Below are 26,824 nucleotides of genomic sequence, written 5' to 3'. Positions count from 1 at the left end.
CAAAGAGCCGATTTAGAAGGTTACAAAGCCCCTCGTTCCGCGCAACCTGTTAGGTTGAGCGGATTGAAAAGGAACACCGCAAACCTAATGTTGCCGGGAATCGGCGTGTCTTTGGGCAGTATAATATCTGGATCTTCGGGGATCATGCTGACGACAAAGGCGCTCACCGCTGGTTTCCCTCTGGCGCAGCGCTTAAGTTCAAAGAAGCCACGCCGGTTGTCCCCACCCAAAAAGCCGTCTTGGTCTAATTTCTGAGCAAACCAGTTTTCCAAAACACCCTTCGCTTCCTCAAAACCGATCAAATTTTTCCCATCCGGCTCAGGGTATGTCAGCATAGAGCAGTCAAACAATACCCCCTCTCGAACCAAGGCTTTCAACTCGATTTCTCCATATTCGGTGAGCTGTGTTCCTGTCCAAATTGTATTGACGGCCCCGTCTTCAAGAACGTCCTCTTTCTGGAACTCCAGATCAAGCCAGGCGAAGACGTCTGGATCCTGCTCGGACACAACAGCCCAACACGCTTCCAACACGGACGCTAAGCTTTTCTTTTGCTGCGATGATGCGGGCTGCGCCAGACTCAGCGCCAGTATTGTGAGGGCAAGATAACCCATCTTTTTCCAAATCGAGACCATTCAGAGCACACCTAATAATTTTAAACGCAAACTCTTTCGGAAAAGATTTTTGCGAACTGCGATTAAGCCCCACCGCCAAACCAAGTAGCAAGATGCTTTCTGGCAAGGAAACATCTTGCAATCCCACCCAATCCAGTCTACGCGCACAGCTTCAACGCGGGGTGACAGCCTTGGAGGCACCCTGCCCTATCTTATGGAGAATACAAATGGCTAAAGAGATTCCTAATCTCACAGCTACGGAACGCACGGGGACAGGCAAGGGCGCCGCTCGTCAGGCACGTCGTGACGGCCAGGTTCCGGGCATCGTTTTTGGTGGTGACGCGGAGCCACTTCCGATCAACGTCCCATTCAACGTTTTGCTGAAAAACCTGAAAGCCGGTCGCTTCAAGTCCACACTTTGGAACCTGCAAGTTGAAGGCCAAGAAGACGTCCGCGTCATCTGCCGCGACGTTCAGCGCGATGTTGTCAAAGACTTGCCAACGCACGTTGATTTCATGCGCCTGCGCCGCACATCCAAAGTGGCTCTGTTCATTCCAGTTGAAGTCATCAACGAAGAAACAGCACCTGGCATCAAAAAAGGCGGCGTTCTGACACTGGTTCGCCCCGAAGTTGAGCTGGTTGTAACCGCGGGTGACATCCCTGAGAAACTGGTTGTTGACCTGACCGGCCGCGAAATCGGTGATGTGATCCACATTTCTGATGTGACACTGCCCGAAGGCGCAAAAGCAACCATCGACCGCGACTTCGTCATCGCCAACCTGTCAGCCCCATCTGGTCTGAAATCGTCCGATAGCGACGACGAAGGTGAAGCAGAAGAAGCGGCAGCCGCCGAAGAATAAGCCGCAACACTTGTTGCGCCAAAAGCCCCGCTCATTCGAGCGGGGCTTTTTTGTTTTTCCCAGAGGTCACACTCTCGGAAAACAGATGTGAGCTTGAAGATTTACTCGCCAGTATCGAAAATTAGCGAAATCGGCAGTGAGCCCAAAATTTCGGATGCTGCGCAGTGCATCGATGAGCATAGTGCGTTCCGAAGCAGGCACGATTGTAGGCGCGGGAACACAAACTATGGTTGTGCGCATTTCGCTGAATGTGGGATGGTTTCGACTCACGGAGCAGTCGTGCTGTTGCAGCGACGAACACGCTCGGCCTCTATGTCGAGTGGCGCAAATCTGTCTAATTGAGTGTCTCAACTTAGACGAGATGAGACAGTTTTTCCGACTCGGCCCGCTGCCCTGGGAAAACACTACTCTCCTTGCAAAGAGTCCATCAGCCTTTCCTTCGTTAAGGAGGAGAGAAACAATGCAGCCAGACAAACAAACATTGGCGTGGATGTACGAAAAGATGGTCACAAGCCGTCGCTTCGAAAATGCCATCGAGAAAATCTACATGGAAGGGAAGACGCCCGTGTTCAACATGGCGGACGGGCCCATTCCCGGCGAGATGCATCTGTCGGACGGGCAGGAACCCGTTGCAGTCGGCGTTTGCGCCCATCTCGAAGCGGAGGATATCGTTACTGCGACACACCGTCCTCACCATCAGGCGATTGCGAAGGGCGTGGATCTGAAAAAAATGGCCGCTGAGATTTTCGGCAAGGCGACCGGCCTGTCCGGCGGGCGCGGTGGTCACATGCATATCTTCGATGCGGATGTGAACTTTGCCTGTTCCGGCATTATCGCGCAGGGTATGGGCCCCGCGGCAGGCGCGGCACTGTCGCGTCAGATTCAGGGTAAAACGGGTGTCGCCGTGTCTTTCATCGGTGAAGGTGCCGCCAACCAGGGGGCTTTTCATGAGGCGATGAACCTGGCTGCGGTCTGGAAGCTGCCGATGGTGGTGGTGGTTGAAGACAATGCCTGGGGCATTTCCGTGTCGAAAGAGGCCTCGACCGCAATCCAACGCAATTCAGATCGTGCGGCAGCCTACGGAATTCCTGGCCATTTCGTACCAGATAACGATCCTCTGAAGATTTACGAAGTCGCGGGTGAAGCGATTGAGCGGGCGCGCCGCGGCGAAGGTCCGACGCTGATCGAGATCGAAACCTATCGATTGGCCGGCCACTTCATGGGGGATGCAGAAGGCTACCGTCCTGACGGTGAAAAGGACGGGCTATTTGAGAAGGACCCGATCCCGACAATGCGCGCCAGACTACTGGCTGACGGCAATTTCACCGACGCCGAATTGGATGAAATGGAAGCCAAAGCACAGGCTGCTGTGGACGAAGCGATCCGTTTTGCCCGCGAAAGTGCCGATCCGAAACCGGAAGACGCGCTGACAGCCGTGTTCGCCTAAGCGCAGAGGGAGGAAAGACAATGGAAAACGAACGTAAACTGACGATTGCGCGGGCGATGGCCGAGGCCACTGCACAGGAGATGCGCATTGATGACGGTGTTTTTGTCATGGGCGAAGACATTGGTGAACTCGGCGGCGTGTTTGGCAATACGCGCGGCTTGCTCGAAGAGTTCGGCAAGGAGCGCGTACGCGACACGCCGATTTCTGAAACCGGCTTTATCGGCGCGGCCGTTGGCGCGGCGCAAGACGGTATGAAACCCGTGGTCGAGCTGATGTTCGTCGACTTTTTCGGCGTGTGCTTTGACGCGATTTACAACCTGATGGCCAAGAATACTTATTTCTCGGGCGGCAAGTTCAACGTGCCGATGGTGCTGATGACATCGACCGGGGGTGGCTATTCCGACGCGGGACAGCATTCGCAATGTCTCTATGGCAGCTTTGCGCATTTGCCGGGCATGAAGGTGGTTAGCCCCTCCAACGCTTATGACGCCAAAGGTCTGATGACAGCGGCGCTGCGCGACCCAAACCCGGTAATCTACATGTATCACAAGGGGTTACAAGGCATGGGGTGGCTTGGAACGGAAGCGGGTGCCATCACCCACGTCCCCGAAGAAAGCTACGAAGTGGAAATCGGCAAAGCCGCCATTGCCCGCGAAGGGCGCGACGTGACCATCGTGTCGATTGCCCAAGGCGTGCATCACGGGTTGAAAGCCGCCGAAACGCTTGCGGAACAAGACATCAGCGCCGAAGTGGTCGATTTGCGCTCTCTGGTGCCTTTGGACCGTGACACGGTTCGTGCCAGCGTGGCCAAGACCGGGCGCTTGATCGTCGTGGATGAAGATTATCACAGCTACGGCGTCTCGGGCGAGATCATCGCCACTGTGACCGAGAGCAACATGGCCGATCTGAAGGTGCCGCCCAAACGCATCGCCTATCCCGATGTGCCGATACCCTTTGCCCGTGTGATGGAGCAACATTGCCTGCCAAACGCGGACAAGATCGTAACAGCGGCCCGCGATATGTGTAAAGACCCGGTCCCGGCCTGATCCCATCAACAATTCCAGACAACCCAACCTCCCCGATCCGTCGGGGAGGCAACAATAGGAGTATGCCAAAATGGCAACGGATATCATCATAGATCGCGATCTTTGGGAAGGTGACGACGAGTGCGTCATCACAGCTTGGTTGGCAAGCGATGGCGCTCAGGTCTCCGAGGGCGCGTTGATCGCCGAGATCATGACCGCAAAGGTTCAGTATGAAGTGACAGCGCCCGCGAGCGGGACCCTGAGCATCGCAAAAGCACAGGACGAGGTCGCTGGCAAAGGCGATGTCATCGGGTCAATCTCATGACGCTCGAGCTTACTGAACAGACGATCGTCCCCCTTCGCGGTGCGCGGGCGATGATCGCAGACAAGATGGTTGCGTCGCTCCAAACGGCGGCCCAGCTGACCCACCATGCACGCGCCGACATGAGCGCTGTGCTGGCCGCCAAAGCGCGGTTCAAGAGCGACGGGATATCACTTTCGGTCGAAGACCTAGTGATGGGCGCGGTGGTTCAAACACTAAAATCGCACCCGGACATCAATGGAACAATGCAGGGGCGCGAGATAAATTTGTCTGCGGACATTGATCTTGGTGTGGCCATCGCCCTGCCGGGCAACCTGCTTGCCGCGCCTGCGATTTTCAGGGCGGGCGAGATGGACTTGCAACAGCTTCGGGCGGCACGTCGCGACCTGGCCGAACGGGCACGCACGAACAAGCTGACAGTGCCCGAAATGACGGGCGGCACCTTTACGGTGTCCAATCTGGGCCTGTCCAGGGTTGAGCAATTTACGCCGATCATCAATACGCCCCAGATCGCGATCCTTGGCATCGGCCGCGGTGTCGAAACGCCGGTTCGGGAGGGCGGTACACTGGTCTGGAAATCCTATGCCGGGCTGTCGCTAACCTTTGATCATCGCGCCATCGATGGTGCCCCTGCGGCCGATTTTCTGACCCATCTGTGCAAGACGATCGAGGACTTCTCACCATGATCATCGCGCCCTTCGCCTCAGCCGCCGATGGTATCGCGCGTGAGGCCGCGCTGTTGCAGGCCGGGCGAGCCGCCTTGCTGCTGTGGCAGGCAGATGAAAGCGCGCTTGTGCTGCCCTCTGCCATTGCCCGGCGCACGGGCACCCAGTCGGTGATGCGTGACATCAAACGCGCGGGGCTTGGTGTCGTGACGCGCGGCACGGGCGGCGGCATCGTGCCGCAAGGGGCCTGCACTCTGAACCTGGCCATGGTTTTGCCCTGTCCATCTGGCTTTACCCTTGAGGACGGGTATCGTCTGATTTGCGGGACGCTCACCGAGGCGCTGAGCAGATTTGATATCTCGGCTCATACGGGCGCATGTCCGGGGGCCTTTTGTGATGGTGCGTGGAATGTGCTGGCCGGTGAGCGCAAGCTGGCCGGCACCGCGCAACGCTGGCGCAGCACGCGCAGTGGCCGGGTGGCTTTGCTGCATGCGGCAATCCTGCTGCATCTGCCTGACCCCGGCCACTGGGCCGAGCTTTGCCTGCTGCACCAGGCGGCTTTTCCGGACGCACCGGTGCTACGCCCCGAAGCCCATGCGCCGCTTTTCGCACTTATGCCCGAAAATATGCACCAAACCAGCTTTCCCGGAGCGTTGATCAGAGCCGCGGAGGATCGGCTTTCTTCACTTTCGCTGCGCGAAAACCAAGCGGCTTGACCGCAAACAAGAACCCAATTGGGAGGAGACGACATGACTATACCCATTCACCGGCTGAACAGATCTGATGAGACGCACGAAGGCATGAGCCGCCGAATGTTCCTGATGACAACCACCATGGCTGGCATCACGACAAGCGCAATGCTTGGCGGCGCGGCCTTTGCGGCATCAAACGTCTTGAACGAAACACTGGGCGCAAGTCTGCTGCGCATGGTACAGGATATTTACCCGCACCCCGATATTCTGCAGCTGTCGCACTACAAGGCGATTGTCGCGACCGTCACCTCCAATGCCGTGTCCAATTCCGACATGGCCAAAGACCTGACCGAGGGTCTTGGCAAAATTGATGCCAAAGCGCAGGAGCTTTTTGGTGTCCCCTATGTCGACATAGAAAATCCCGATGCCCGCGAGGGTATTCTCAGGCACTTCCAGCATGCCAGCTTTTTCCAAGGAGTCCGCTGGACCGCCTATTTCGGCATCTACGACAATAAGGATGTCTGGCCGCTGCTCGGCTACGAGGGATCCTCGGTCGAGCATGGCGGCTATATCGACCGTGGTTTTTCCGACATCACATTCGTTCCAGAGGGTCCAACCCTCGAAGAACGCATGGCTGAAGTCCAATAGCGGGAGGGCGGAAAAATGGCACAATTTGATCTGAACGACGATAGCGTCGTTGTCATCATCGGCTCTGGCGCGGGTGGTGGCACCTTGGCAAACGAACTGGCCCAAAAAGGTATCAAGTCTGTGGTCCTCGAAGCGGGTAAACGTTTCGACATGGGCGACATCGAAAATGACGAATGGGCGATGTTCAACAAAATCTCCTGGCTGGACAAGCGCTATTCCGGCGGGGGCTGGCACGGGTCTGTGAACCACCCAAATCTGCCCGCCTGGATCGTGAAGGGCTATGGCGGTTCAACGGTCCACTGGGCAGGCGTTGCTCTGAGGTTCAAGGACTATGAGTTCAAAACCCGCAGCACATACGGCAGCATTGACGGGGCCAATGTCGAAGACTGGCCCATCGATCTGGCGGAAATGACGCCTTGGTATGAAAAGGCCGAACTGAAGATGGGCGTGACCGGCAAAACCACCGGCATGCCGCACCTGCCTTGGAACAACGGCTTTCGTGTGCTGGCCGAAGGTTGCCGCCGTACAGGCCGCAGCGATTATCGCTCCGGACCGATGGCGATCAACTCGGTTGAGCGCGACGACCGGCCGGCGTGCCATCAGATCGGCTTTTGTATGCAGGGCTGCGCTATTGGTGCGAAATGGTCGACCATGTATACCGAACTGCCCCGCGCCGAAGACACCGGCAAGTGCGAAATCCGCACCGACGCCATGGTTCTGCGGATCGAGCATGATGACGCGGGCAAAGCGAATGCGGTGGTCTACGCCGACAAGCAGGGCAACCAACATCGTCAGAAGGCGCGTGTGGTCTGCGTGGCCGGGAATTCCATTGAAAGCCCGCGCATGTTGCTCAATTCCGCGTCCAACATGTTCCCCGATGGCTTGGCCAACTCTTCAGGTCAGGTGGGCAAGAACTACATGAACCACACCACAGGTGGGGTTTACGCGGTGCTGCCCGAAAAGGTGCATATGTATCGCGGCACATCCGTGGCCGGGATCGTCGGTGACGAGGTCTATCACGACGCAGGGCGCGGCTTTGCGGGGGGCTATTACCTTGAGTTCCTGTCACTGGGCCTGCCGTTCATGGCGGCCTTCCTTGAGCCGGGCAATACCGGCTGGGGCCGCAGCGTGGCTGGCGCGTTGGAGAACTACGACCGGATGTCCGGCGTCTGGGTGCTCGGCGAAGATCTGGCGCAGGAGCGCAATGGGATCACCCTACATGACAGCGAAGTGGACCAATACGGGTTGCCGGTGCCGATCGTCTCGAAAACGCCGCATAACAATGACTATGAAATGACGTCGCATATGTATGAGACATCCGCTCAAATCTACGAATCCGTTGGGGCCACCGATGTCTATGAGCTGCCGGCCTATCCGGCGACCCACAACATGGGCACGAACCGGATGCATGCGGATGCGTCCAAGGGGGTGGTCAATGCTTTTGGGCAGGCGCATGACATTGACAACCTCTTTGTCTCGGATGGCAGTCAGTTCACGTCGTCGGCGGCCTGTAATCCGACCCTGACCATCGTGGCCTTGGCCATACGGCAGGCGGCATATATCGCGCAGGAGATGAACGCGCAGAACATCTGAGCGATCTGGAGTTACCTCCCTCAATACGGCCGGGCTCTGATGCCCGGCCGTATTTGTTTTGTGATCCCTATTCTGGCCGCTGCAAGCCTTCGGAGGCGATCCAGCGATTTACCGTTGCACGGCTCTTGCCCAATAGCCGCGCGGCCTTTGAGACGTTCCAGTTTGAACTGTCGAGTGCATCCTTGAGCGAAGCGCGCGTTTGGGCTTTGGCGTTTTCTTCGCGCGAGGCAAGCAAGCGCGCCGGTAAATCAGTCACATTGATCCGCTTGCCATTGCCGCAGATCACGGCCTCTCGTATGACGCTGCGCATTTCGCGCCGGTTGCCCGGCCAATGATAGCTGACCAACACATCACGGGCATTGTCGGCGACCTCGAGCGGGTCTGCAAACCCCTCCGCGATCACGTTTTCAAGCACGGTTTCAGGGTCCCGTGCCGCGATGGGCGGCAGTTCCACCACCGATTGACCCAAGAGGTAGAGAAGGCTTTTAGGAATGGTGTCGGCGGCTTCCAGCTCCGCCCAGTTTTTGTCTGTTGTGAACAGCACCGCAGGGGGCTCTGCCTTCGTTTGTGCCTCCATCGGGTCAACATCAAGAAAGCGTTCTAGGGTGATCTGCGCTTGTGGCGGCAGGCTTTCAATATTTCGCAGGATCAATGTTGGAACCACGTTGTCGACAGGATATTCACTGAGAAAATCTAGGCTGTTCAGGGCGTCTTCCAGGTCAACCTCGGCTTGGCTGTTGGCCGCATCGAGTGTTAGCCCCATGGGCGAAATCAGGGATTGTTCTTCCAGCAGGGCTCTTGCAAACCCATCCACGCCAACACCCGGTTCACCACAAATAAGCAGCGGTACGCGATGGGCAACGAGTTTGCGGGCCCGTTCAGCAAGAATTGCAAGCCCACCGCCCTCTGAAATCAGACGGCCCAGTGTTGTTTCTTTTTCCACACGCGCCGCGATGCGTGGCGTATTCGGCTGCGTTACCCTGCGTTGTGGTGGCACAGTGGCTGGCCCACGGAGGGTAATTTCCAGACCTTTAATATCAGATATGTGTTGCCCTGTCAGATTCTGATGCTCTGCAGGGCGTGCGCGATCGCGCCATAGCGGCAAATGCGAGATCACAGTTCCGTCTTCGTCACATGCCACCAGAGTTTCGAAACTTCTGCGTGCCTTAAGGTCGCGCGACAGCACCCGTCCCGTGAGTTTATCGGCATGAAAATTGCGGAAGAGCCGTGTTTGAAATTGCCGCGACGCGCGCCTGACGACCTGTTCACATAGAGCATGTTCTTCTTGCCGGCGGCGTGCTGAGCCGACCAGCGTTATGGTGCCAATCAGATTGTTTTCCGCATCGGCCAACGGTGCGGAACTGCAGCTGAAGTCATGAAAACAATTGTAGAAATGTTCCTCGCCGAAAACTGTCAGAACGCGCCCGCTATGCAATGACATCGCGATACCGTTTGTACCGGCAACACGTTCATCCCAAACCCCACCTCGGACAAGTCCGCTTCTTTGAAACTCCATCTTTAGACCTTCCGGCGCATAGGATTCGATGACAATGCCATCGGCGTCGGTAATCAGCAGACAATATCTTGACCGGCTTGGCAGCACGGCGGAGTTGTCGACCTCAGACACAGCCCCGCCAATCTGATCAAGAAACTTCTCGTTGCGATAAGCGATTTCATTGGCCTGCAATCGGAGGATCGGCGATTTGGTGCTCGAAGACAGGTTATGCAGGGACCGGCTCCGGTCCTTAGAGGACCGAAGTAGATTGTCTATCGATGACCTGTCCATAGACCCTGAAATCGTAAGTTCCTTTCGATTTTCAACTGTTCAAACGGCTTTGTCTTCACTGATGATTGTTGTTCATATATTGCGCTCTGTCCAATCTGGCGTGTCTCGGGCAGGCGATCACGCCAGATCCTCAAGCGCTTCCAGCGCACGGCCACCATAGACCACCGACGGGCCGCCACCCATTTCAATCGCGACCGAGATTGCTTCGATCACCTCTTCCCGGCTGGCTCCATGGTTTAATGCTGCGCGCAGGTGAAACACGATGCAGTCTTCACATCTAATGGCAATCGATATTGAAAACGCGATGAGCTCTTTGGTCTTACTCTGCAAAGCGCTGTCAGCGGAAGCCGCCTTAACGAGCTGGCTGTAGGGCATCATGACCGACGGCGCGGCCTTAAACAAAGCCCCCACTCGTTTGTCTATTGATGTTGCATTGTCTTTATAAGTCGCCGTCACTTTCCGTTCCCCCATCAGACTTATGAGGCCACGATGCAAATGCACATCGCATTCGATTGCGCCTCCCCTTACTACCAAGCATTCGAAACGAGTATTATCGGAGGCTGAAAATCGCGAAACCTCTGAAATGAGTTTCGCATTTGCACACTGAAAACTGTCTCATTCAGCACCAAATGAGACAGTTCTTCAAAGCCGCATGTGCGCCCGGACGCAGAAAATTATAGTAGCAGTCATCTTCCGTCCTAAAGAAATAGCGATGTTTGGCGCGCTCAAATTTTCGTTCGCGCAATGTCTGTTGCCTACACAATCTGTGTTTGGACGCCGTGCGAGAAAAGCGGATTATGACAACAACGAATTGGAGAATCGCGAGAGCGGACTCTCGTCTGAGGGCCAGAAATGTCGGCTTCGTCCGCTGTGCCACAACTCGCCTGTCAAAAATGCTGCAAGATGCTCAAACGGCAGTAATGCGAAAGCTGCATCGCAGCGTTGAAACACTCAGCCAAAGGCAGCTCCGGGCCGAAATTGATTGCTCGTCACTCGCGTCAGCCGAAAAACCAATGCCCCCCCAACATATCTCCTTGATAGTTCACAATATTGCATTCAGGTTTTCGAGGACCCTTGTCATCGTGAAAATGGGATCTGATGTACCTTCTCGTTTTAATTTTTTGCGTTAGCCTGATAGCGCCAGCTTCTGCGTGGGCCATGGATTTCTCGATAGAGAGACTTGATCTGCGGCCCATCCGCCAGCCGACCTTGCACATCACCGCCACTGGAGAAATCCAAACGGGTGACACCGACAAACTAAAGGCCAAGATCGAAGAAGCTGATGTTTCAGACGTCAGGGACGTCCTCATTATTTTCGATAGCCCAGGAGGTTCCTTGATGGAAAGCCTCAGGATGGGGGACTATGTCGCCGACATCCCAGCAATCGTTTCAGCTCAGGTGGGCGCTTCAGATATACCGGATGCGATCTGTGCAAGCGCCTGCGTGTACGCGTATATTTCTGCCGACTACCGCTACATCTCTAACGGTGCGCGTATCGGCATCCATCGGTTTGGATTCACGGAGACGGATCTTGATGGCAATGAGGGTGCCGCAATCGGACAAGCAGTCTCCGGAGTTCTCTCCGAGTACATTCGGAGCCACCGGGTGGAGCCAGATCTGTTCGAGACGGTGTCCTCAATCGATCACAACGATATCCTTTGGGTCTCGCAGAAGGATTTGGAAAAATGGCGTGTCGTCACCAATGGCATTTACGACGAACAAGCCTCCTACATCAACCTGAACGGAAAGATTGCACTGCGCATGAAGCAGGTTGCGATCACCGGAGACAGTTTCCTGACGCTCTTCTGCACGGAAACCGGGGTTGCTGGAGTGGCTGATCTCCATGAGCCTGAACTCGCAGTCTACGGAACTTTCGATCTGGGGATCGATGGTTCATGGTACCCAGTAGACCGCTGGGACCTCCTCGATCGGTCAGACATGCGCGGCAAAGTCGTATTTAATATACCCTCCGAAATGGTACAGCCTGCGATGAGAGCAGAGAAATTCGGCGCGAGGATTGTCTCGCCGGGCGGAGATTTGTTCTTCGGCTTCCAACAGATCATACGAAGCGGATTGCTGAACGAAATGATCCGTAGTTGCCCGACGCAAAACCAGATCGCGGTCCGAACAATGATCGATCAGCATGCCACAGACTATCCAGGGGCAGATCTAACAACTGACGGCATTCGCAATGTCAGCTTTGCACGGTGCAAGTCCATTTGCATGGAGTATGAACAGTGCAATGCAGTGTCATACGTTCAAAACAGATCATGGTGCTGGCCCAAATCTGGCGTAGAGCTCCAAAGGCCTACAGAGGGGGTGATCAGCGCATTCAAGAGATAACGCACGATAATGGCTTCAACCCCGCCCCCCCCCGCCGCGTGCGAGGGCACCGCAGGAAGGTGCCATACAGGTAATCCAGGCATCGCCAGGTGGCATTGACAAGATGAGTGGAAAAGTGTCCCGCACTGCCGAACTCAGTCAAGGTGTTGATCGCGCGAGCGCAGCGAAAGGCCCGTTCGGTGAAACTGCATCCGGCGCGTCCTCACCTGATGAATGTCTCTTATGGGCCGTTAGTGTTGATCGACACCAAGGGCGGAAACCAGACACTGGTTGCAACGGCACCGTCAATTACAGGGCGAAGGCGGTCGTTCAAAGGCCCAGGCTGCAAATGTGTTTGCTGCAGCCTGCATCAAGGTCCGCAATGCGCAGAGAGCTAAGTTTTATTGAGCTGGCGTTGCATCCGCCAAAGGCAGGTTTTCAATATTCGTTTCGACCCAGGTTGCCAGTGCTTTTACGTGCAACGAGACGCCTTGACCGTGTGATGTCAGGCTGTATTCGACATGCGGGGGCATCACATCAAACGATTGACGATGAACAAAGCCGTCCTTCTCCAACGTTTTGAGCGTCTGGGACAACATCTTTTCACTGACGTTCCCAATGATGCGGCGTAATTCACTGAATCTCAGAGGCTTTTCCTGAAGCGCGATCAGTGCCAACAGCCCCCAGCGACTTGTGACGTGGTTGAGCACAACACGAGACGGGCACATTTTGTCCATCACATTCGGCTCAATCTTTTTCTCAATGCTCACCGTGGCTCTCCATACTTACAAAATGGTGCGTACTTTCTTTTTGTTAGCTAGATGCTATCAGGACTTACGTCAACACAAACACGGAGCCCTCCATGAAACATACTTTTAGGACCGCCATTCTCTCGCTCGCGGTCGGCATTACCCCAATCGCGGCCTTTGCTGAAACCGCTCGGGATGTTGTGGTCAAGGCTGTGACAGAGATTTTCGTAAACGGGAACGTTGAGGCCATTGATACCTATTTCGCCGAAGACTACCTGCAACGGAATCCAACCATTCCTTCTGGCAGAGCAGTCATCAAGGAACTGTTTGGGCACATGCCACCAAATTTCAAATACGAGCCGGGAATGATCATCGCGGAGGGTAATCTGGTTGCGGTACATGCGCGCATTACCGGGTTCGGCCCTGAGCCACTCATCGGCGTCGATATTTTCCGCGTTGAAGATGGTCAAATTGCAGAACATTGGGATGTACTGCAGCCAGAGGTTCTGGACACGGCGTCGGGTTTGCCGATGTTCGACCCGATGTCAGAAATCAACTAAAGGCGGCCCGCCGAGGTTCGGATCTTCCGGCTCACGTTGGAGCAAGGTCAGCCCGGCGGCTACGTCATCGGTGTGCCTGCGCGCTACGATGCAATGCGGATATTGGGGGGGGGGCGAAGCTCGTCGACGCCGCAACGCGGAGATCGGGCGGATTGCTGATGGGATGGATGGCTCCTGCTTCAACCGGCGTCGCAATGCGCCATATGACAGCAACAAAATCAGAACCTTGCTGACCAACCAGAAGATCAAGCCATGCACCCACCGAAGAAAAACCGTAAAGAAACAATCGATTACTGCAAGAAAACCTACAAAACCCAGCACAAGGTGGAGAACTTGTTTGCCAAGCTCAAAGACTGGCGGCGTATCGCAACTCGATATGACAGGTGCGCACTTACATTCAAGTCGGCCATCTACCTCGCAGCAACGATCATTTTCTGCTTATCAGTCCTGACCCAAGTAGATGGCATTCCTTCGCCAGACCATCAACGCAAAGTGCCTTCCATCTCCAAGATAATTTGACAGCGAGACGCAATGTCGAAAACCTACCTGGTAGGAAATTCCAGTCGGGGCCAGCCCTGAACGTACTTGATGGTGCGGTTCATCGATGCATGAGCGTTGGAATGCGGTTGTGCCGGATCTTTCTCTTAGGCCGGGGAACCGTGTCGCAAACGCTACTCCTGCTAAGCCCTGTTTGACCGCCAAATCTTGTAGTGCGGTCAGAAGTGGGCCAATCTCTTTCGATACGTGGGCATGTCCCGGACCAGCTGTGTAGGTTAAGCGACTGACATACAGCCATTTCCCTCTTTTCTGATGGCCTAAAGTTTTTTCGCCATCTGTGACATCTGACCACGCGATTGGTTCTTCTATGGCCTTTGTAGAAGTACGAACTGCACACGCAAAACTGATAATGCGCTCGCCTTCTTCGCTTACGAAAATACCTTGCGGGTACATCGAAAAATACGCTTGTAGCGTTTCCTTGCTGTGGTTTGGGTGACAAAATGCCAATGATCTTGACCCGACGGAGTTACGGCCAGGTCGCTTTGTCACGCGTGACATTTCGGCCAAGTCTTCCAATTTTGCCCTTCGCGCAGCCGTGTACTTTGAAGGCATAGATTCCCAAGCTTGTCTTTAACAATGTACAAACAGCTTAACGATTTGATCGACCGAAGAAAGCAGACGTTGATTTCTTCGGTTCCAACGAAGGCTTTGTCCCGCTAAGCCGACCTTTAATACAAGGTTTCATCGACTTGCCCGACTGAACTTGTCAGATGTCGGCAGTGAGCCCTTATTGCAAATTTCTGCGTTTTGCATCAATGTCTGTTTTCTAAGGGATAGCCAATCGGATCGGTGGCATGGCATTACTCTGGCACAAACTGTCGAATAAGCAGAAAACCAAGAGGACAATTATCTTCGGAAGTTTGGCAATTGTTGCATGCTTGATCTGGTATGATGACATTCTTCAATGGCCTGGCGGGAGAGGTCCCTTGTTCTTAGCCACTTGTTTCATCGGTGCCCCACTACAAGCATTGTTCTTTTGGTTCAAATGGCACAGAGAGCGGAGCGGCTAAAGTCAAATCGGCTCAGTCTGTTTCTAATTGAACCTTGGCCAATTTCCCGAACCAAAGCCGACCTTCGTGGTGAGATATGAACGGTAGAAAAGTCCCGCTAAGCCGACAATCGCCCTTGAAAATCGGAAGTTTTCCCGATTGGTGTTGTCGGATGTCGGCTATAAACTCATATTACCGAATGCTGCGACTTGTACCCGTGTTCTCTTCGGCAGTCAGCCTGCCGTGAAATAGTCATGTGCTTGCCGCGTCGGGCTTGACCAACTGAGCTTGGTGCGCGCCCAGAGACTTGCCGCGACGCCATTGTTCGAAAGGATCGCAATTGCTCTCTCTTTTTCAGGGCAAAGAAAAAGCGCGCAGGTCGATCCAGCAGTTCCGCCGTTGGCAAAAAGACTTGTTGGGCCAGATGGGTCTGGCTTCATAGACATCCAGCCAGAGCACTGTGCGAATAGGTGTGAGCTCCCTCTTCGACCGACGCCAAAGATCGGTTTGGCCGAACGCTTGATCGCATAATCTAGAACCGTTTCCGGCGCATTGATCGCTTGGACAACGCTACGAGAGAAACGCGCGAGATCGCGCGCTGTCGAGCGAAGATAGCCTGCCCCCGCCAAGGCATCGAAGGTCCAGGGTATAACGGGTCTATCGGCCGTGTTTCGAGGAAACATGAAACGGGACCGTTGGTCGCCGTCCAAGTCACCGGTTGTGTCCGTCAGTCCAAGTGGATGGATGACCCGTTCCGCGAGCAGTTCGGTGAATGGTCTTCCCGCCTGCATCGCCATGGCCTCGCCCAACAGCCCTGCGCCGAGGTTTGAATAGCTGTGGCGCAGATTGCCACCGGAGTCTTTGGCATGCCAGTTGTGCAACCATGTGAACAGGTCTCTGCGCGTAAAGCCGGCATAGGGACCATCGGGCCGTTGTTGGAACAGAACTTTCCAAATCGGAGCATAAATATTGGGCAGGCCGCTGGTATGAGACGCCAGGCGCTCTGGCGTGATCGAGCTTGGCACATCAGACAGTGCATCCGACAACTCGGAGAAAGGCGCATGGGGATCGATTTTCCCTTCTTCCACGAGCACGCAAAGCAAGATGCCCGTGAACACTTTGGTGATCGAGCCGATCTCGAAAATGAGGTCCTCCCATGGTGCCTGCGTATCATTGGGACCCGACCCTATGATTTGAGGTTTGCTGGCAATCAGGCTGAAGGCAACGACTGTGTGCCGCGGGCTCTCATAAGGCATCATCATGCGGTGGAGTCGAGAGGTGTCTGTCTGATCGTTCATTGTGCAAGCGCCTCAGTCCAGAAAGGCGCGGATGGTTGCGAGCGTTGCGTCCGCGTTGTCCCAGACGACGTCGTGGCCGGCGTCAGGAATGATCGCCAAATCGGCGTTTGCGAACTGGGAAATATGCAGGGTTTGCAGCGGCCCGAGCCAATTGTTGCACTCTCCGGCGATCAATAAGACAGGACCTTTAAACGCGACAGTATTTGACCCGATCTGATCCACCGTTGCAGCCGACGCGCCCCGCCATGTGGTGCTGGACTGCGCTCCGAACCGCCAGTTGGGCGCAGAATACCCATTACCACAATGATATGGATTGTCGGGGTGATTGGCGAACGTGCGAACCATATGACCGATGAGAAAATCATCCGGCGCAGCGGCATCTGGACCGGACACATGTTGCGCGCGAAAGCCCGTGGTGATCGCCATCATGCCATAGCCTAATCCAGACATGTAGGTTGCACTTTCCGCCTCCCAAGCCTCGCGGCCCGCAGCATCGAGGTAACCCGGTTCGATCAGCACAGCGCTTTGAACATCGTTGGGATTCCGGCCGATGTAAGCCGCCGCCAGCATCGCCCCCCAGGAATGGCCAATTACGATCGGCGCTTGGCTTGGTGAAACGAGATCTATGACGGCCCCCAATTCGTCCAGATGGCCATCGAGGGTCAGGAAGTCCGCTGAAACACGTTCGGACAGTCCGGCACCGCGTTGATCGTAGAAAACCACACGATATTGATCGGACAGGGTTTCCAGTGCTTGCAGAGATCGGAAATCTCCGCCCGGCCCGCCGTGCAGAACGATAATCGTAGGCGCACTCTGCGGCCCGTCAACGACGCGCATGTGCAGTTGGACGCCGTTGACGATCTCTGACGGCAAGGATGGGTCGTCCGTCACCAGACGGGCGACCGCGTATTCGCCGCGGGTTCCCACATACAATGCGCTGACGGCGAACAGCAGGCAAGTTACGATGCTGACGATCCACTTTAATAGCGTTTTCATGACAATACTTCGTATTTAGCAACCAAGCGCATCACCTCAAACATAAAGCCGACGGGCCGACGTGGTGCATCTGTCTGATTGAACGTGCCGACCACGTATATGTCCCGCTCGGCCGCATAATAGGCAAACGCCCCGCTGGCCCCTGAATGCCCGATCAGCTCGGGGGTTTTGCGAAAAAGGGTCATCCAGCGGGGCAGCTTGATCCGCATGAGGCCGTACCCATAACTCATTGGGAAAAAGAGCCTGTTCCACTGACGCATTTGCTCAGCGGTTTGGGGAGAAAAAAGCCGGTTTTGCATGAAGGCGCGCAAGAAGGTCATCATCTCGTCCAAGGTCGAGATGATGCCGCCATCTGCCGACATGCTGGTCAGAAGCTGCGGAATGTTGAGCAATTGGTCCTTGTGGTAAACCGCAAGGCCCACGTCCGTTCCGCGCAGAACTTTCGTTTGCGTCAGCCCCAGCGGTACACAAATGCCGGTTTGCAAGGCTTGGTCAAAGCTCTGTGCTGTCACGCTTTCGATGACGGCACCAAGAAGTTGGAAGTTCGTGTCGGAGTAATGGGATCGCCCGCTGTCCGGTGCGGCCTGCGGCGGCAAGGCGCGCGTCATCTGCAACACATCTTCCAAACCGTAGCTGCGGTCATTGCCCGCCTTCAAATCTAACGCCAGGTCGCTTTCGTAGTAATCCGCCAACCCAGAGGTTTGGTGAAGCAGATGGCGGATGGTCAACTTGGACCCGTAATCCGTCCCACTCACCACATGAAGACACGACAAGTCCACATGTGGCAGGATGCTCTGGACGGTCTGGTTCAGGTCAAGTCGACCTTTCTCCACCAATTGCATAATCAGCGTTGCCGTGAACATCTTGGTGATGCTTGCAATTGGGAAACGCGTGTCGTCCGTGACTTCACCGGCGCTGGCTTTGACGTCCACGCGTCCATCGCTGGATCTGAGGTGCAATATCAAGGCATGGGTATTCGCCTTTGCGGCTTCCGCGTCGATGAGCTTTTGCAGGTCTTGGGCGAGCGTCATAGGTCTCTTCCTTTTGTACTTGGAACACTCAAGCGTCGCCGCGGCGCAAAGCCAGCGCCAGACCAACCGCAATAAACCATGCAATCCCGCTGAGCCCAAAGACCGCGCCGGCAATGTCTCCGATCGCGGGAAACAGCGTCAGCAACCCACCGGAACCAGTCAACAAACCAACGACGACAGTCACTTTGCCAAGGCTGCGCGCGATCAATCCTGCGATGCTGACGCAGCCGATCCAGACGCCGCCTGCAATCTCATTCCCGCCGCCCAAGCCCAGTTCGACCGCGTGCAGCGTCTCCCAAAGCATGACCGCACGATCGAGATCAACCGGCGCTAGTCGGGCTGCCTGTTCCACGGCGACATTGGCAATCATCCCTGCCCCGATCACAAGGGTCGCCCAGATGAGACCGAACGCGCGGGTCACCGCCGCCCAACCCGGAGTTTTCAGGCGCAGCCTTGCGTGAATGGCGACAACAAGAACAGCCAGCGCAAGCGCATTCAGGATGTAGATCACCGTATTCCACAAAATCAGAATTGCGGGATTGGCCTCGATAAAGCCGACAACGGCATGGGCGTCGATGTCGCTCGAACCAAAGCCCAAGGGTGCAAGCAGCGTTACGAGCAATGTGAACCCGAACAGATAGGTTGCCGCGCATGTGAAAGCAGCAAGGCCGCCGAGTGTTTGAAGTGTCATGTTAGCCTCCGATTAGATTGTCCGGTTATTGAATCAGTTGGAACGGTCCACCAATGATTTGAAATGATCTACCAGCTTGCGTGTCCCTGAAGGTGGGGCTGTCATATTCATCGCCCCCGCAGTCAAGAAGAACTGCGCGGGCCCTGCAATCCTGCGTGGTGCAAGGCGCGGCAAAAGATGCAATGCCCCCCGCCGTAGAACGTCCGGAAGATGCGTGATGCGGGGGGGCGTGCCCAGGGTTTCGAAACAAAGCTTCGCCAAGTCGTTCTGTGTAAACGTATCCGGCCCGCCGATCTCTGCCAAGGCAGCACCATCTTGCACCGCGTTGAAAAGCGCGGCGGCGAGGTCGGCCCCATGGATTGGGTTTATCCTTTGTTGTCCGCTTCCAAACAACCAGACGCGACCGGCCATCGCCATTTTCAGGAAATCACCCATATCAGAAAAATAACCGGTAGGTGCGATGACGCTGGTTTGAATATCTGCGGATCGAAGCTTGCGCACAAAGGCCGCTTTTGCCGCAACGAGGGGCACGCTTTCCATCCGATCCGCATTCAAGACATGGACAAAAGCAAAGCGCGTGACATTGCTGCGGAGCGCTTCTTCCAACAGGTTCACATTGGCCTGATAATCCACTTCCCAATATCCAACACCGTCCGCCTGACGTGTGATTCCCAAGGCCGACACCACCAAATCAACATCTTTCATGGTCCCAATTAGGGTCTCAGGCCATGTAGCCTCTGCCTCAACTATCCGATCCGCCGCCAGGTGAACATCCTTGTTGGACTTGCGCACCAACGCGGTGACATGCCAACCGCGGGTTTGATATTCCTTGCAGATGAATTGACCCAGATAGCCGGTCGCTCCTGCGATAAAAACACGCTTCATTGTGGGGTCTCCTTGTTTTGGCGCGCTGCTACAGACCAAGTGGTTTGGTTGTAATCGTCTCAAGCCGAGCGATCGTCTGACTGCGTCGGTGTTGCTCCGGTAATCCGACATATTTTTTCGGCTTGTCTGAGACTTGGTAGGGTATGGGCAGCTCGTGATGAGCCGCCCCTGTGAGGAGTAGATAGAGCGCGTTGAACCGGCGCTCTCGAAGGCGAATGATGTCAACCATGATGTTTCGCCTTACCCGACGACGCGGTGGCCACGGTTACGTAGGCATTCCACGACAATAGATTCACGCCGCTCGCTCGCGTTGACGGCACCGGCGGCACCTCCTGCAATTGCACCGACGATGGCCCCGCTCAAAGCATCGCCATCTTCATCAAGCTCACCGAGGACCGCGCCAGCACCGCCCCCGACGACAGCAGCACCAAGGGTTTCTTGGTCAAACTGTTTCTGATTGCGAGCCAGCGATTGGCAAGCGGCAAGATCAGATTGGAAGGCCGCAGATGGCGGCCCATCCAGAATGGGTTGATAACTTGCCCCACTGTCGGCGCATGCGGCGACGACAAGGACGGCGGGAAGTACGATCAGATGTTTCATAAGTCAGGTCCTTTTCAACATATTGGCAACCACGCCTGCCGGATGTTCCCAACAGCGCATTGGCGATATGAAAAGGGGTAGCGGCGGCCCGATGCCTTCCGCGACCGAACAGGGTGGCCCGAACGTTCGAACAAACTGGATCGAACCAGTTACATGTTTTTGTACTTTTACTTCAGACGCTTACATTCGGGTGATTTTGCAGCGCCGAGCCCGTTCGGCCAGCGCATCCGAACGTTTGCGTCCCTGCCTATGGCTTATGGGCCGCCCGCCATTGCGAGGGCGTTTGGTCAGTAATCTTTTTGAAGCTCGTGTTGAAGGTCGATTTCGCGTTGAAGCCTACGGTCTCGCTGATCTCGATGATGGTATCATTGCTGTGGATCAGCAGGTCACAGGCATCGCGGATACGGCATTGGTTGACGTAGTCATAGAACGACATGCCGACTTTGGTATTGAGGACTTCGGACAGGTGAATGGGTGGGATCGCGATTTGCGACGCGAGCCCGCGGAGGTTAAGCCCGTGATCGCGCCAAAGTTGCCCATCCGCCATCCGTTTCTCCAAACGAGCTGCAAATCGATCAACGTCCGCCTCCGTTAAACCGGACCGAGCATAGCGCGACGATGGTTTGTCTTGCGGATCTGGTTCTTCCGGCCGAGGGACATCTTCCAGGACGGCTTCGGTCCACTCAGGCAATGGCGGGTTCGCCCGCAAGGCAAAAATGCCGAACGAAACGGGCATGATCACATCAAATAACAACGACCAGATGCCGTCACGCAGGGGCCTCTGCCCCACCAATTGTCCAATTTCGTCGATGATGACAATCAGTGCGATGATCAGAATGGTCGCGACCAAACCGTCAAGCCAGCGCAGGGTTTTGCCTTCGAGGTCAGAAAACACATCGCGAATGTTACGCTTGTGCAGGATCAGCCGTCGAATACAAATCGCCCCGTAAACCGCTAATGTGACCACCCAAACAATCCAGAACGCCGTCTCGCCAATGTCGACGAGCGCCGCGTGTCCATCTGTGACTTCACCCTCGACGAGGCCGAGCCGCACCTCTCCTGACAAGAGCAAGGCTGGGGCAAGGCAAAGAAACCCTGCAAGAAAGGGCAAGAGATGGACCAGGTCGACCGCGAACAGCTTGGGCGCAGCACTGGTGAGTGCCCTCACATAGAAATAAAGTGCAACCATGAACCCGGGGATAATGACATCGTTCCACCGGTAGAGCGCAGGCGGGCCATTGAAGGTATCGGAATAGGCAAATGAGTTCAGCCCGTCGCATATGTTAACCGTAAAAAACGCGATCATGGCCCAGATGTGCATGCGAGGCTGCGGTGTCTCGCGCAATCGGAGCATCAAACCCAGGAAAACAAATGCCGATACGGCCAAGGCACCGGCCACGCCGAGATGTTCCGAATAGAGACTTTCGCTAATTTCCATCATCCCGCGCCCCCACTTGACGTCTTTCTAACACCTGCATCGGAAAATAAAAGGCAGCGGCGTTTCGTCAGCCCTTTGTAAAGTGAGGATAGTTTTTAATGCCAAGCCCGTGCCCAGTGTGTCGACGCTTGTGATGATCTGGATCGTCACTATCGGTCTTGCGGCCGGGCGTGTGCAGCCTGAGGATGTCAGCGAATGGATCGGTATTCCTGCCGTCAGTTCTCAAACAACAAGGTGGGCGCATCGTCGGCTATACACTCAATACCCTCGAACGAAAGCCTTGTCCCGCATAGCAGACCTTCGACACGAAAAACCATCGATTTGACCCACTAAACTTGTCGGATGGCCGGAGTGAGCCCGAAATGACCTAACGTGTTTGCCCTAAGGACATGCGGGTGGTTGAGGGCAGCTCGCCGAACTGACGGTGGTATTGATTTGTGAACCGGCTCCAATCCCAAAATCCGTGCCTTGCCGCAATGTCCCCGATGGAGTGGTCTTGAAAAGACGCATCAAGGATCACCCGCCGAACATTGTGCAGTCGGACAACGCGCATATAGGTCAACGGCCCCATTGAGACATATCTGGAGAAGGAGTGTTCAACGGATCGCCGGGACGCGTGGGTGATATCGAAAATATCATCGTTGTTCACCAGCAGTGTTTCGTTTTCGCGCAGCCAACGCCGACACAGATCAAATCGCGCGTAAACTTGGTCCTCGGCTGCGCCGTCCCCGCTGATCGTGTCGTTCCATTCCAAAGCAAGCCGCGAAGTGATACTGGCCACCAGCGCTTGACCAATCAGTGCGCAAGAGGCCGGGCTGTTATTTTGTGCGAGACCTTCGATTGCGGTCAATGCGTCTTCGCGCACCCGTTGTGCGAATGTCTTGGCATGAAGAATTCCAATGTTGCTGTCCAACTTCAGAACCCAGTCCATCATGGCTGGCGAAATCACGGGCTGGTTCAGAAAGAGACTTTTTTTGATCGCGATTGCCATGACGACCCCGCAGTTCGGGCTGATAAAATGAAGGTTCCCATTCGGTGGCAGCAAAAAGACATCACTGTCACTGAAGCACCGCCCCTTACTTGTGAACCCGGCGGCTTCCTCAAGTATCACACCGAAAGTATAATGGTCCGGTGATCCACAGACCTCCTCTTCAAGCGCCTGATTGCAAAATTCCAGATGAACCGAAACATCCGGCCCTAAAAAGGCAGACAAAAACCGCCCGTGAAAAGCACCTGGCGTCAGTTGCAGATAGCTTTGATCGTGCCCGGAAAGCTGTTCGGCCTGCTGGTCGAAATCCTGGTACACTTGGTCGCAAAGCCCAGCCTGACCTTCGCAATACCCATAGGTAGGAAACCAACGTGTTGATATTGCGTAATTTTCCAAAATCACCTCATGTGAAAGGTTTGCGTTTCGTGCATAACGGCCAAGTCTGGTTCCGGCTTAACCTTGGATCAGGTCCATTAGGACACACACAAGGTTGGAGAGCAAAATGTTTTCAAAAATACTGACCCTTGCTGCGTTTTTCGTCGCAAGCGCCGTTCATGCTGAGGATCGCTGGATGTCGATTCCGGCCGCACCTGCAATGCCGGAAGCGGCAAGCAGCGGCACAAGTACCCTCAACGGGATTGAGATGTATCACGCCGTATATGGGGACGATGATGGAACGCCGATCCTGATGATCCACGGCGGGCTGGCACATGCCGACATCTGGAGCGCACAAGTTGCTGATTTGATGACGGATCACAAAGTGATCGTTGCCGATACGCGTGGGCATGGCCGTTCCACGAACGACGGAAGCGACTATAGCTATGATTTGCTGGCCGCTGATTATCTGGCGCTTCTTGATCAGTTGAACGTCGACAAGGTGCATCTTGTGGGTTGGTCAGATGGTGCGAATATCGGTTACGTCCTATCGCAAACCCACCCAGAACGCCTGGCGAGCCACTTTGCACACGCCGGAAATGTGACGTTGGATGGAATTGATCCGAACGTCGAAACCAACGAGGTGTTCGGTGGGTATATCGAAATGATGGCAGCTGACTATGGCGCGATGTCCCCAACCCCTGAAGAGTTTGATGCCTTTCTTAGCGGCGTCGCAACCATGTGGGGGACCTCTAAACCCGGCGGAACCGAGGCGCTTAAATCGGTTGCGGTGCCGACATTGGTGGTACAGAGCGAATTCGACGAGGCGATCCTGATGGAACACTCCGTTATGATTGCTGACCTCATTCCCTCTGCTGAATTGCAGATCCTTGAGAACACCAGCCACTTCGCAGCCTTTCAAGCGCCGAACGAATACACCGCAGCGATCAGGGCGTTCATTGAGTAACAGTTAAAGTCGATAAGACTGCGAACGATAAAGACAAAGCCGTCTTAGCAATGACGACGGCTTTGTCCGCCGACCCGTCTTTCAGCCACAAATGGTGCGACTTTCTCAGATCAAGTTTGTCGGATGTCCCCTGTGAGCCAGTTGTTTCGGATGCGGCCCAGTGTGCCATCGCCAGCCTTCAGCTTGAGTTAGTTGGTCCGTTCCTTCTATTAATTGTCTTGTGCAAGACCCAAGTAAAACATTGAAATAAAAGCTCAGTCCTTTCGCTGTCGCATCAGTCGTGGTTGAACTTTGGGTTATAGCCAGCCAGACAAAGGCCGCCCCATCAGGGAGCCATACCTGCAAGAAAAAGGTTTCTGATGGACGCGGAGGCGGAATAACTCAGAGCATATGTCTTTGGTTTTATCGTGTTACAAATGCCGTTCTTGATGAAGGCGTGAAGGTTTTGATCTTCGACTCCTGGTGCAACGGGACGAAGAAAATTCATACAATCAGCAACTTAGCAAAGAAAATCGAGTTCCAAGCCAGCTTGGCCCCCTTCAACTTTCCTGCACAGCCGATTGTGAATGGTCCCAAGGCGCAATTCATGAAAGTTCAGAAATAAAGCGACGATTTCCAAAAATTTGGCCATTCGACTGGATGTCGCGACCGTCGACTTTTGCCCCCAGCTCAGAACTCAGAGGCATTCTGACTGCATTGTCATCGACGTTGCGCGGCCCCCCGCCCCATCATGCAAAAATGCGGCTCCCAAGCAGGAGCCGCATCTTGTCTTGGACAAACGAAGAACCGACTTAGCCGATAGTCGCGCCATCTTCACGCCAAACGGCGACCACCGAAGACCGTGGTTTACCTTCACCATCCGGCCACTGGCCACCTGGGTGCTGTACGCCAACAAACGCAACAGTCTTGTCCAAGTTCCAGCACAGTCCGGTCACTTCGGCACCGTAAGGGACAGTCATGAAGCGTGCGATCTCACCGCTTTCCGGATCACCAACCAGCATTTGGTTGTTGCCCATACCGGCAAAATCGCCTTCGTTCTTGTAGTTCCCGTCTGTCTGGATCCACAGCATCCCCGTGCTGTCGAAAACCATCCCATCGGGTGAGTTGAACATGTTGCCTTCGTTCACGTTGTCAGACCCAGCATAGTCATTGTCATAAACGGTAGGGTTACCGGCCATGACATACAGATCCCATGTGAACGTGTCGGAGGCATGATTTTCTTCGGCTGGGGTCCAGCGCACGATCTGACCGTAGTTGTTGGTCTCGCGCGGGTTAACAGCATTGACCGATGTGTCATCGCCACCCGCGTTCGGCTTAACACCACGGTTTTTGTTATTGGTCAGAGCACAATAGCTTTCAACCTTGATCGGGTTCGTCGCAACCCATTCAGGACGGTCCATTGTGGTCGCGCCAACAGCCGAGGCCGCCATACGGGTGAAGCACAGGATATCAGCAGCGTCCATGCCGGTTGTTTCCGGTGTCAATGCCAGCCATTCGCCAGATTGGTCATCGTTGAACTTGGCTGCGAACAAAGTGCCTTCGTTTAGCAGATCACCGCCGTCAGTGCCTTTTTCCCAAACACCAGCAGACACGAATTTGTAAAGGTATTCGCCACGCTCATCGTCGCCCATGTAAACAACAACACGGCCGTCCTTGGCATGCGCCATGGATGCGTTTTCATGCTTGAAACGGCCCAGAGCAGTGCGCTTTTTCGGGGTTGAGGTTGGGTCTGTCGGGTCGATTTCAGTGATGAAACCGTGACGATGCGGTTCATTCGGCTCTTTAGAAATGTCGTAACGCTCATCGAACTTTTCGTACGCATAACGACCTTGGCCACCGATACCGTAACGGGCATAGCCTTCGCCCTCTGGCATGTCACCAGTGGCCCCAAAGTAACCGTTAAAGTTCTCTTCGCAGGTGAGATAAGTGTCCCAAAGTGTGCGACCTGACCCACAGTTGTTCATAGTTCCTTTGACGGTCATCCCCTCTGGGTCAGCGTTGGTTTGAACCAAGGCGTGACCCGCCAACGGACCTGTCAGAACCATTTCGGTTTCATGCGTGATGCGCCGGTTCAGCGGGCTGTCTTTGACAACGGCATAACCGTTTTCTCCCTTGGCGATTTCCATCACCGTCACGCCCTGCAGGTTCTTAAGCAGCTGAACTTCTTCAGCTGTCTGCGGGACACCTTCGGACGCGGCAGGCAAATTGATTTTTGGGTTCACATATTCGGAGTTCACGGTGATGACTTCTTTGCCATCAACGTCAAACAGCTCCATACCGTCGGTGTTTTCGCCAAAAACCTTGTCAGACATGTCAACGGACACACCGGTCTCGCCATTGTAAGCGCCGTCGGCTTCGCTCCAAAGCGCGTCACCCCAGCGAACCAGAATCTGGCTCTGATAGCCTTCGGGCACATGAACGGCGGCGTCTGTGGCCGTCGCAATTGGCTTGAAGGCGAAATGCATGTGGCCATCCGCGCGAGCGGCCGTTGTTGAGGAAAACAGACCCGTGCCAAATACGGCGGCACCTGAACCAAAGGCCAAAGCCCCGCCCAGAAAACCACGGCGGCTCACGGCGCGGTCGACCACTTGATCAAATTGGTTTGTTTCAGGGCGCGGGTCACGGTGTTCGTCGAAATCGTCCCACGACAGGTCAACCAGAGTTTTATCGGCCATGTTTTCAGTTCCTTGCTAACAGTAAGTTTGCTGGGCGCGCGGCGGTCGTCGTG

26 protein-coding genes are annotated in these 26,824 nt (G+C 55.1%); 12 read left to right on the top strand and 14 right to left on the bottom strand.

Annotated elements, in window-relative coordinates; genetic code table 11:
- Window positions 1-20: 20 nt before the first annotated feature.
- On the bottom strand, window positions 21-611 hold the full coding sequence (locus ACRBB0_RS11690; RefSeq protein WP_431374612.1) for a hypothetical protein: 591 nt from the start codon (window positions 609-611) through the stop codon (window positions 21-23).
- 227 nt (window positions 612-838) lie between these two features.
- On the opposite strand from ACRBB0_RS11690, the gene ACRBB0_RS11685 reads away from it, so the two are divergent.
- The 8 genes from ACRBB0_RS11685 (at window position 839) to ACRBB0_RS11650 (ending at window position 7,863) form a co-directional block, all read left to right on the top strand.
- Complete coding sequence (locus ACRBB0_RS11685; protein ID WP_431374611.1) at window positions 839-1,471, top strand: 50S ribosomal protein L25/general stress protein Ctc; 633 nt, start codon at window positions 839-841, stop codon at window positions 1,469-1,471.
- A 460-nt stretch (window positions 1,472-1,931) separates the two neighbouring features.
- On the top strand, window positions 1,932-2,918 hold the full coding sequence (locus ACRBB0_RS11680; RefSeq protein WP_431374610.1) for a thiamine pyrophosphate-dependent dehydrogenase E1 component subunit alpha: 987 nt from the start codon (window positions 1,932-1,934) through the stop codon (window positions 2,916-2,918).
- Between the two features lie 20 nt (window positions 2,919-2,938).
- Entirely contained in the window at window positions 2,939-3,964 is a 1,026-nt protein-coding gene (locus ACRBB0_RS11675; protein ID WP_431374609.1) for an alpha-ketoacid dehydrogenase subunit beta, read from the top strand.
- Between the two features lie 70 nt (window positions 3,965-4,034).
- Window positions 4,035-4,268: a biotin/lipoyl-containing protein gene (locus ACRBB0_RS11670; RefSeq protein WP_431374608.1), complete on the top strand. Its 234-nt coding sequence runs from the start codon at window positions 4,035-4,037 to the stop codon at window positions 4,266-4,268.
- Entirely contained in the window at window positions 4,265-4,951 is a 687-nt protein-coding gene (locus ACRBB0_RS11665; RefSeq protein WP_431374607.1) for a 2-oxo acid dehydrogenase subunit E2, read from the top strand. Before ACRBB0_RS11670 ends, ACRBB0_RS11665 begins: the two co-directional genes overlap by 4 nt.
- A complete protein-coding gene (locus tag ACRBB0_RS11660) occupies window positions 4,948-5,646 on the top strand; it encodes a lipoyl protein ligase domain-containing protein (RefSeq protein ID WP_431374606.1) in 699 nt (232 codons plus the stop codon). The genes ACRBB0_RS11665 and ACRBB0_RS11660 overlap by 4 nt, the downstream gene beginning before the upstream one ends.
- Before the next feature lie 33 nt (window positions 5,647-5,679).
- Window positions 5,680-6,270 (top strand): hypothetical protein, encoded by a 591-nt coding sequence (locus tag ACRBB0_RS11655; RefSeq protein WP_431374605.1) that lies wholly within the window; start codon window positions 5,680-5,682, stop codon window positions 6,268-6,270.
- 15 nt (window positions 6,271-6,285) lie between these two features.
- Window positions 6,286-7,863: a GMC family oxidoreductase gene (locus ACRBB0_RS11650; protein WP_431374604.1), complete on the top strand. Its 1,578-nt coding sequence runs from the start codon at window positions 6,286-6,288 to the stop codon at window positions 7,861-7,863.
- A 67-nt stretch (window positions 7,864-7,930) separates the two neighbouring features.
- Here the strand turns inward: ACRBB0_RS11650 and ACRBB0_RS11645 are convergent, their stop codons facing one another.
- Entirely contained in the window at window positions 7,931-9,649 is a 1,719-nt protein-coding gene (locus ACRBB0_RS11645) for a sigma-54-dependent Fis family transcriptional regulator (RefSeq protein ID WP_431374603.1), read from the bottom strand.
- A 117-nt stretch (window positions 9,650-9,766) separates the two neighbouring features.
- The gene (locus ACRBB0_RS11640) at window positions 9,767-10,105 is read right to left on the bottom strand and encodes a carboxymuconolactone decarboxylase family protein (protein ID WP_431374602.1); all 339 of its coding nucleotides are present in this window, start codon (window positions 10,103-10,105) and stop codon (window positions 9,767-9,769) included.
- A gap of 642 nt (window positions 10,106-10,747) precedes the next feature.
- Here ACRBB0_RS11640 and ACRBB0_RS11635 point away from each other — a divergent pair.
- Complete coding sequence (locus ACRBB0_RS11635) at window positions 10,748-11,992, top strand: hypothetical protein (protein WP_431374601.1); 1,245 nt, start codon at window positions 10,748-10,750, stop codon at window positions 11,990-11,992.
- A 380-nt stretch (window positions 11,993-12,372) separates the two neighbouring features.
- On the opposite strand, the gene ACRBB0_RS11630 is transcribed toward ACRBB0_RS11635, so the two are convergent.
- The gene (locus ACRBB0_RS11630) at window positions 12,373-12,741 is read right to left on the bottom strand and encodes a winged helix-turn-helix transcriptional regulator (protein WP_431374600.1); all 369 of its coding nucleotides are present in this window, start codon (window positions 12,739-12,741) and stop codon (window positions 12,373-12,375) included.
- Window positions 12,742-12,833: 92 nt separating this feature from the next.
- Between ACRBB0_RS11630 and ACRBB0_RS11625 the strand changes: the two genes are divergently transcribed.
- Complete coding sequence (locus ACRBB0_RS11625) at window positions 12,834-13,280, top strand: nuclear transport factor 2 family protein (protein ID WP_431374599.1); 447 nt, start codon at window positions 12,834-12,836, stop codon at window positions 13,278-13,280.
- Window positions 13,281-13,532: 252 nt separating this feature from the next.
- A complete protein-coding gene (locus tag ACRBB0_RS11620; RefSeq protein ID WP_431374598.1) occupies window positions 13,533-13,799 on the top strand; it encodes a transposase in 267 nt (88 codons plus the stop codon).
- 1,261 nt (window positions 13,800-15,060) lie between these two features.
- Here the strand turns inward: ACRBB0_RS11620 and ACRBB0_RS11615 are convergent.
- The 9 genes from ACRBB0_RS11615 to ACRBB0_RS11575 form a co-directional block, all read right to left on the bottom strand.
- Entirely contained in the window at window positions 15,061-16,125 is a 1,065-nt protein-coding gene (locus tag ACRBB0_RS11615; RefSeq protein ID WP_431374597.1) for a serine hydrolase domain-containing protein, read from the bottom strand.
- A 12-nt stretch (window positions 16,126-16,137) separates the two neighbouring features.
- Window positions 16,138-17,121 carry an alpha/beta fold hydrolase gene (locus ACRBB0_RS11610; RefSeq protein ID WP_431374596.1) on the bottom strand — a complete coding sequence of 328 codons (984 nt, stop codon included), beginning with the start codon at window positions 17,119-17,121 and terminating at the stop codon, window positions 16,138-16,140.
- The gene (locus ACRBB0_RS11605) at window positions 17,118-18,152 is read right to left on the bottom strand and encodes a serine hydrolase domain-containing protein (protein ID WP_431374595.1); all 1,035 of its coding nucleotides are present in this window, start codon (window positions 18,150-18,152) and stop codon (window positions 17,118-17,120) included. Before ACRBB0_RS11605 ends, ACRBB0_RS11610 begins: the two co-directional genes overlap by 4 nt.
- Window positions 18,153-18,180: 28 nt before the next feature.
- Window positions 18,181-18,843 (bottom strand): hypothetical protein, encoded by a 663-nt coding sequence (locus ACRBB0_RS11600; protein ID WP_431374594.1) that lies wholly within the window; start codon window positions 18,841-18,843, stop codon window positions 18,181-18,183.
- 33 nt (window positions 18,844-18,876) lie between these two features.
- On the bottom strand, window positions 18,877-19,728 hold the full coding sequence (locus tag ACRBB0_RS11595) for an SDR family oxidoreductase (protein WP_431374593.1): 852 nt from the start codon (window positions 19,726-19,728) through the stop codon (window positions 18,877-18,879).
- A 28-nt stretch (window positions 19,729-19,756) separates the two neighbouring features.
- Complete coding sequence (locus tag ACRBB0_RS11590; RefSeq protein WP_431374592.1) at window positions 19,757-19,957, bottom strand: hypothetical protein; 201 nt, start codon at window positions 19,955-19,957, stop codon at window positions 19,757-19,759.
- An 11-nt stretch (window positions 19,958-19,968) separates the two neighbouring features.
- The gene (locus ACRBB0_RS11585; RefSeq protein WP_431374591.1) at window positions 19,969-20,328 is read right to left on the bottom strand and encodes a glycine zipper family protein; all 360 of its coding nucleotides are present in this window, start codon (window positions 20,326-20,328) and stop codon (window positions 19,969-19,971) included.
- 247 nt (window positions 20,329-20,575) lie between these two features.
- The gene (locus tag ACRBB0_RS11580) at window positions 20,576-21,769 is read right to left on the bottom strand and encodes a helix-turn-helix domain-containing protein (RefSeq protein ID WP_431374590.1); all 1,194 of its coding nucleotides are present in this window, start codon (window positions 21,767-21,769) and stop codon (window positions 20,576-20,578) included.
- Between the two features lie 364 nt (window positions 21,770-22,133).
- Complete coding sequence (locus tag ACRBB0_RS11575) at window positions 22,134-23,150, bottom strand: helix-turn-helix domain-containing protein (RefSeq protein WP_431374589.1); 1,017 nt, start codon at window positions 23,148-23,150, stop codon at window positions 22,134-22,136.
- A gap of 106 nt (window positions 23,151-23,256) precedes the next feature.
- Here ACRBB0_RS11575 and ACRBB0_RS11570 point away from each other — a divergent pair, with 106 nt between their 5' ends.
- A complete protein-coding gene (locus tag ACRBB0_RS11570) occupies window positions 23,257-24,096 on the top strand; it encodes an alpha/beta fold hydrolase (protein ID WP_431374588.1) in 840 nt (279 codons plus the stop codon).
- Between the two features lie 791 nt (window positions 24,097-24,887).
- On the opposite strand, the gene ACRBB0_RS11565 is transcribed toward ACRBB0_RS11570, so the two are convergent.
- On the bottom strand, window positions 24,888-26,771 hold the full coding sequence (locus ACRBB0_RS11565; RefSeq protein ID WP_431374587.1) for a PhoX family protein: 1,884 nt from the start codon (window positions 26,769-26,771) through the stop codon (window positions 24,888-24,890).
- Window positions 26,772-26,824: the final 53 nt, after the last annotated feature.

Source organism: Pelagimonas sp., assembly GCF_050633425.1.
Taxonomy (GTDB): Bacteria; Pseudomonadota; Alphaproteobacteria; order Rhodobacterales; family Rhodobacteraceae; genus Pelagimonas.
The sequence above is the reverse complement of the archived record's forward strand: the minus strand, read 5'-3'. Positions and strand labels throughout refer to the sequence as shown.

Bases quoted from the DNA above. Each gene is read 5' to 3' on its own strand.
- ACRBB0_RS11690 (WP_431374612.1), bottom strand. From the start codon at position 611: ATGGGTTATCTTGCCCTCACAATACTGGCGCTGAGTCTGGCGCAGCCC.
- ACRBB0_RS11685 (WP_431374611.1), top strand. From the start codon at position 839: ATGGCTAAAGAGATTCCTAATCTCACAGCTACGGAACGCACGGGGACA.
- ACRBB0_RS11680 (WP_431374610.1), top strand. From the start codon at position 1,932: ATGCAGCCAGACAAACAAACATTGGCGTGGATGTACGAAAAGATGGTC.
- ACRBB0_RS11675 (WP_431374609.1), top strand. From the start codon at position 2,939: ATGGAAAACGAACGTAAACTGACGATTGCGCGGGCGATGGCCGAGGCC.
- ACRBB0_RS11670 (WP_431374608.1), top strand. From the start codon at position 4,035: ATGGCAACGGATATCATCATAGATCGCGATCTTTGGGAAGGTGACGAC.
- ACRBB0_RS11665 (WP_431374607.1), top strand. From the start codon at position 4,265: ATGACGCTCGAGCTTACTGAACAGACGATCGTCCCCCTTCGCGGTGCG.
- ACRBB0_RS11660 (WP_431374606.1), top strand. From the start codon at position 4,948: ATGATCATCGCGCCCTTCGCCTCAGCCGCCGATGGTATCGCGCGTGAG.
- ACRBB0_RS11655 (WP_431374605.1), top strand. From the start codon at position 5,680: ATGACTATACCCATTCACCGGCTGAACAGATCTGATGAGACGCACGAA.
- ACRBB0_RS11650 (WP_431374604.1), top strand. From the start codon at position 6,286: ATGGCACAATTTGATCTGAACGACGATAGCGTCGTTGTCATCATCGGC.
- ACRBB0_RS11645 (WP_431374603.1), bottom strand. From the start codon at position 9,649: ATGGACAGGTCATCGATAGACAATCTACTTCGGTCCTCTAAGGACCGG.
- ACRBB0_RS11635 (WP_431374601.1), top strand. From the start codon at position 10,748: ATGTACCTTCTCGTTTTAATTTTTTGCGTTAGCCTGATAGCGCCAGCT.
- ACRBB0_RS11625 (WP_431374599.1), top strand. From the start codon at position 12,834: ATGAAACATACTTTTAGGACCGCCATTCTCTCGCTCGCGGTCGGCATT.
- ACRBB0_RS11620 (WP_431374598.1), top strand. From the start codon at position 13,533: ATGCACCCACCGAAGAAAAACCGTAAAGAAACAATCGATTACTGCAAG.
- ACRBB0_RS11615 (WP_431374597.1), bottom strand. From the start codon at position 16,125: ATGAACGATCAGACAGACACCTCTCGACTCCACCGCATGATGATGCCT.
- ACRBB0_RS11610 (WP_431374596.1), bottom strand. From the start codon at position 17,121: ATGAAAACGCTATTAAAGTGGATCGTCAGCATCGTAACTTGCCTGCTG.
- ACRBB0_RS11605 (WP_431374595.1), bottom strand. From the start codon at position 18,152: ATGACGCTCGCCCAAGACCTGCAAAAGCTCATCGACGCGGAAGCCGCA.
- ACRBB0_RS11600 (WP_431374594.1), bottom strand. From the start codon at position 18,843: ATGACACTTCAAACACTCGGCGGCCTTGCTGCTTTCACATGCGCGGCA.
- ACRBB0_RS11595 (WP_431374593.1), bottom strand. From the start codon at position 19,728: ATGAAGCGTGTTTTTATCGCAGGAGCGACCGGCTATCTGGGTCAATTC.
- ACRBB0_RS11590 (WP_431374592.1), bottom strand. From the start codon at position 19,957: ATGGTTGACATCATTCGCCTTCGAGAGCGCCGGTTCAACGCGCTCTAT.
- ACRBB0_RS11585 (WP_431374591.1), bottom strand. From the start codon at position 20,328: ATGAAACATCTGATCGTACTTCCCGCCGTCCTTGTCGTCGCCGCATGC.
- ACRBB0_RS11580 (WP_431374590.1), bottom strand. From the start codon at position 21,769: ATGATGGAAATTAGCGAAAGTCTCTATTCGGAACATCTCGGCGTGGCC.
- ACRBB0_RS11570 (WP_431374588.1), top strand. From the start codon at position 23,257: ATGTTTTCAAAAATACTGACCCTTGCTGCGTTTTTCGTCGCAAGCGCC.
- ACRBB0_RS11565 (WP_431374587.1), bottom strand. From the start codon at position 26,771: ATGGCCGATAAAACTCTGGTTGACCTGTCGTGGGACGATTTCGACGAA.